Source organism: Bartonella saheliensis (assembly GCF_902162175.1).
Genome location: NZ_LR607258.1, coordinates 1 through 5,615, shown reverse-complemented (window position 1 = coordinate 5,615; position 5,615 = coordinate 1). Strand labels below are relative to the sequence as shown.

4 protein-coding genes and 1 pseudogene are annotated in these 5,615 nt (G+C 37.9%); 4 read left to right on the top strand and 1 reads right to left on the bottom strand.

Features of this window, described 5'->3' with window-relative positions; all coding sequences use genetic code 11:
- Positions 1–333 precede the first annotated feature (333 nt).
- The 3 genes from FS875_RS09250 to FS875_RS09240 are packed head-to-tail and all read left to right on the top strand — an operon-like array spanning position 334 to position 2,887.
- A complete protein-coding gene (locus tag FS875_RS09250) occupies positions 334–1,152 on the top strand; it encodes a MetQ/NlpA family ABC transporter substrate-binding protein (RefSeq protein ID WP_144755995.1) in 819 nt (272 codons plus the stop codon).
- 48 nt (positions 1,153–1,200) lie between these two features.
- A complete protein-coding gene (locus FS875_RS09245) occupies positions 1,201–2,235 on the top strand; it encodes a methionine ABC transporter ATP-binding protein (protein ID WP_144755992.1) in 1,035 nt (344 codons plus the stop codon).
- Positions 2,228–2,887, top strand: coding sequence for a methionine ABC transporter permease (locus FS875_RS09240; protein ID WP_144755990.1), 660 nt, complete (start codon positions 2,228–2,230; stop codon positions 2,885–2,887). The genes FS875_RS09245 and FS875_RS09240 overlap by 8 nt, the downstream gene beginning before the upstream one ends.
- 1,298 nt (positions 2,888–4,185) lie before the next feature.
- Here the strand turns inward: FS875_RS09240 and FS875_RS09235 are convergent.
- A complete protein-coding gene (locus tag FS875_RS09235) occupies positions 4,186–4,665 on the bottom strand; it encodes a MaoC family dehydratase (RefSeq protein ID WP_144755987.1) in 480 nt (159 codons plus the stop codon).
- A gap of 163 nt (positions 4,666–4,828) precedes the next feature.
- On the opposite strand from FS875_RS09235, the pseudogene FS875_RS09230 reads away from it, so the two are divergent.
- Positions 4,829–5,615, top strand: a pseudogene (locus FS875_RS09230) (homoserine dehydrogenase); the annotation flags it as partial.

The window sequence follows — 5,615 nt, the reverse complement described above, 5'->3', positions numbered from 1 at the left end:
GTATGTCCCTCATGAATTAACCGTTAAAACATTATCTGATTGCTTAGCTTTTTAAGCCAATCGTCTCTTAAAGAAGTTTTTAAAGCGACATTGGTTCCCTCAACAAATCGTAAAAATGGAAGAATTGGTTGCCTAAATTTCAGAGAATTTCTATGAACAAATAATGATGTTTTCCCAAAGCTGCGGAAAATAGAGAAAAAAAGAATATTATTTTTAAAATAAAAGTGATTGAATATTCTCTAAAGCTTGTATAACCTCAGTCCTTCATAAAAGAATATAGAATATATTGAAACTTTCCTCGAAAAATTTCTTGGAAAAGAAAGTTAAAAACACATGACATTAAAATTTTTTTCTCGCAGTCAGGTTATAGGATTATTTCTCTCTCTCTTTACACTTTTTTTGTCTACTACTTTTTCCATGGCCGCAGACAAATCAAAAATCAAACTTGGTGTCATGGAAGGACACGAAGCAACTGTTTGGCAAGTCGCTGCAGAGCAAGCTAAAAAAGCTGGTTTAGAAATTGAGCTTGTTTATTTTTCTGATTACACTTTACCAAACGATGCTGTTAACGCGGGAGAGATTGATGCCAATGCTTTTCAGCACACGCCTTATCTTAAAAACCAAATGGAACAGCGAGGATATAAACTTTCAGTTGTAGGATACACATTTATTGCTCCAATCGGTGTCTATTCCCACAAAATTAAAGATTTAAAAGATCTGCGTGATGGTGCACATGTTGGCATTCCTAATGATCCATCCAACGGTGGAAGAGCCCTCCTCCTTCTCAATTCTTTAGGTCTTATTCAATTAAAAGATCCTCACGATATTCTTGCCTCTCCACTGGATATTATTAAAAACCCTAAAAACTTGCAAATTCGTGAACTCGATGCCGGCATGTTAGGGCGAGCTATCGATGATTTTGATATTGCCGTTATCAATACAAATTGGGCTTTGGTTTCTGGGCTAGATTTGCAAAAAGATGTTGTCGCATGGGAAAAAGCAGAAAATAATCCCTATAACAATATCATTGTTGTGCGGACCAGCGATAAAGATGAACCATGGGTCAAAAAATTAGTTGCTGCCTACAATAGCGAACCTGTTCGTGCAAAAATCAAAGAGATCTTTGGTCCAGCAGCACAAACATCCTGGTAATTATACCTCATATTTTCGTCGTTTTGCTAAACATTCTGGTAATTTTAAATGGAAAAAAACGCCCTCATTTCCTTAAAAAATGTCAGCCGTTGTTTTAACAAAACGGCGGGAAATCCAGCGGTTGACAACTTATCTCTTGAAATCCATACCGGTGAAATTCTTGGTATTATTGGTCGTAGTGGAGCTGGAAAATCAACACTTATTCGCTGTTTAAATGGATTAGAAAAAATTGATACAGGCTCTCTTTTTTTTGAAGGTATCAATATTTCAAATCTATCAGAGACAGAATGGGCGCCTTATCGTCAGCGAATTGGAATGATTTTTCAACATTTCAATCTTCTCTCATCACAAAAAGTGATCGATAACATTGCGTTACCGCTCAAATTAAGTGGTGTAAATAAAAAACAACGCAACAAACGTGCCCTCGAGCTTATTGAGTTAGTAGGATTATGTGGTAAAGAATATTGTTATCCAGCAGAATTATCAGGAGGACAAAAACAACGCGTTGGCATTGCTCGAGCGCTCGCTGCTAATCCTAAAATATTGTTATCAGATGAAGCAACCTCTGCTCTTGATCCAGAAACAACACAGTCTATTCTTGAACTTCTTGCCGATATTAACAACCGCCTCAATCTCACAGTTGTACTTATTACCCACGAAATGGAAGTGGTACGCACAATTGCACATCGCGTTATTGTTCTCAATCAAGGACGCATTGTGGAAGAAGGACATGTAAAAGATATTTTTACATCCCCACAAGAAGAAACAACTATTGCCATGCTCAAACTTGTTACGCCACAGCTTCCTGAAAAATATGCAAAAAATCTTAAATCCATCGGTCAAGAAGCTGTTATTGAAATGAATATTGCCGGTGAAATTGCCCAACAACCATTTCTCCATCTTCTGGAAGATGAAAGCGGTTTAAGAGCACGTATTCTCCACGGAGGCATTGATACAGTCCAAGGAGAAACTATCGGGCGCCTCTTCTTATGCCTTCCTGCTCAAGATCAAGAAGCTTTAAAAAAAGCCGTTCAATGGTTAACCGAAAAGGGACGATATTGCGAGGTGTTAGGCTATGTTTAATGTTCTATCTCATGAGCTTCCCAATGCCCTTTTTGATACAATCTTTATGACGATAAGTGCTTCTTTGATAGCGCTTATTATAGGGCTTCCCCTTGGTCTGCTTCTTCACACAACAGCACGTGGTGGAATTTTTGCTTCATCTCTTATCAATCGCCCTTTAAGCATCATCGTTGACAGTATTCGTGCCATTCCCTTTATTATTCTTGCATTTTATCTGCTTCCCGTTACCCGTATCGTTGTAGGAAGAGGGGTGGGAATGCCTTCTGTTATTTTTGTTCTCACCATTTCAGCTATTCCTTTTTATGCACGCATGGCCGAACTCTCTTTTAAAACCGTCGAAAACGGTCTCATTGAAGCAATCCGTTCTATGGGAGCAAGCCGTCTTCAAATCATCAGACATGTTCTTATTCCGGAAGCTCTCCCTAGCCTGATTACAGGTTTTACAGTCATGGTCATTTCTCTCATAGGCGCCACCTCACTTGCCGGATATCTTGGTGGAGGCGGTTTAGGAGACATGGCAATCCGCTATGGCTATCAACGCTATAATACCTTTATCATGACCATTGTCATCCTTCTTTTGATCATGCTCAATATTATCACCCAATGGACTTCTGACAAAATCGTACAAAAACTTGATAAAACAAAGCATTAAAAGACTAAGGATTTCGCATACCCGCATTATCATCCTCTTTGCCACTTCTAAAGTGAAACCATCTTCCAAGTTTTCCCCTTGGAGATCGAAAGCGTTCATAAAAAACCAAGCACTTTTTCTCTTATCTTAAACAACTTTATCGATATAAGCCCCCATTTTGTAACCTAAGCAAACAGTTTGAATAGCTTCAATATAAAAGGAGATTAGATGAGAGCTTTTGTAATATTCAAAGACTATCTCTCACTATAAAAATGATAAATGACCATGTTAAATCACTCTATTGATCACAATCCAACCATAATACCTTATCAAAACAGTCGAGCAGACAAAACAATCCGCTATAACAAACAAGGTGATAACACCTCCACCATAATTATGATTGATGACTCTTAATATATGAGTGTTGTCTCCCAAAGTTTTTGATAAAAACAGACATCTCGTCAATCCATTGCTAGTCTATCCATACTTTCTATGACGTTATTTTATTTTCTTAAACAAGGTTTATGCTTTAACTGCAACCTATATGTACATCAACATCTAGATTGAGTGAGATAAAAATTCTAAACACTGTTCCTGCTTTTGTATGCCAAAATGCAAGCGAGCGGCATTGCGGATCTGTCAAACATAGTTGCTAAAATGGGAAGTCCAGCTAATTTTGAAACAATCCTAAAAGCATAAAGATATAAACCAATTTTCATCCTTACCATTATTCTTTAGTTTAGTATTAAAACTTTCAAAAGCGTTTAAAACAATAAATAATGGAGATTACGCATTGTCCCATGTTTTAATTATCGCGTTTTTAATAAATCACAACCTACTCATAAAATAGAATGCCCTAAATGAAATAGATTTAGCTCACATCTTCATACGCTTTTAAAAATACATCAAGGTTTTCACGTCCATTTTTCATTTCGCAACAGCAGCCATAAATGGTATAATAGCTCATCCACTGAACCTCCATCTTTACGCTTTATAAAAAAGTACACCGGAACCATCAGATACTTTGCAAACATCCAATACCGTACCCCATCCCTTGATACTTGAGATGATTCAAAGACATAGCTTGTCTGCACAGTTTCACTCCATACAGTCTTCCCCACTTTTAAACGTGCAAATAAATAGTTTTGATTATTTCAACATGGAAATAAATTTAAAATGAGAGAGTTTTACAATATTCTAGACTCGCATTCAGAATAAATGCAGTACAATATTTATCCTTATATTCTTAATTTTACCATCGAAGAAAATTTGAACAAAATTGTATGAGAATTCTTATCAAACACAGTACTCAAATAATCTTAAGAATTGGAAAGTTTTTCCCCCATAACAGCAACAATAAGCCATTGAGCCGTGAGAGCTGGTTTTTTTAACTGTTCCACTTCCACTGTAACCCCATAATGGAAGACTACGCGACCAGAAGGGCGAATTTCTGCATTATCGAGCACAAAACGTGCCCGTACCCGTGTTCCTGTCTTCACAGGACTCATGAAGCGTACTTTATCAAAACCATAATTAATCCCCATTGTAGCCCCTTCTAATTCTGGAAGAGCCTCATAAGCAAGCGTAGACAAAAGCGATAATGTTAAAAACCCATGAGCAATCGTTCCGCCAAAAGGTGTCTTTTTAGCCTTTTCCTCATCAACGTGTATCCATTGATGATCATCTGTAGCACATGCAAATTGATTAATCATATCCTGTGTAACAAGACGCCACTGCGATAATCCCATTTCTTTTCCAATAAAAGTAGTGACATCTTGTACTGTGATTTTTTTCTGCATAACGCTATTCCTATTTTATTTGATAAAAGCAATCATCCCCCTTGCTTTTATAAAACCCATTGATTAGAGCATCAAGAATAAAAGATTAATTGTCTTAGAAACAAATACATCTTATGAATAAGAAAACTCTTTTCGTAGCATAGTTTTCAAATGGGAAAAAAGAATGACAAGCAATGTGAACCTAACAGGTTTAGCGCGTGATTTGAAGAAACGTGTAGAAAACCATCCCCCCATCCGTATTGGACTGATGGGTTGTGGGGAGATGGGCACAGATTTATTATCAAGTATTGCGCAAATGGAGGGAATAACAGTTGCTGCTGTAGCCACAAGGACGCCGTCACGTATTTTTGATGCTGCAACACTTGCCTATGGCGAAGAGGGACATGTCTGTAACGTTGAAAATGCTCATGCCCTCACGCAAAGCATTGAAAAAGGTTTGATTGCAGCAACAGACGATATCGACCTTGTTTTACGCCATGAACAAATTGATATTATCGTTGATGCAACAGGCTATCCTGAAGCGGGAGCGGAAATTGGCTTTAAAGCGCTTGAAAACAACAAACATCTTGTCATGATGAATGTTGAAGCGGATGTTACAATTGGCGCGTATCTGAAACATGAAGCAGAAAAACGAGGGCTTATTTATACCCTTGGTGCCGGAGATGAACCAACTTCCTGTATGGAACTCATCGAGTTTGTTTCAGCTCTTGGGCATAAGATTGTTGCAGCGGGGAAGGGAAAAAATAATCCTCTGCTCTTTGACGCCACACCTGATGTTTACGAAGAAGAAGCATTACGGCGTAATATGAATGTGCGCATGTTAGTTGAATTTATTGATGGTTCCAAAACGATGGTTGAAATGGCAGCTATTGCCAATGCCACTGGACTTCTTCCCGATTGCCCAGGAATGCATGGCCCCCAAGCGGCACTACAAGATTTAAATAAAGTTC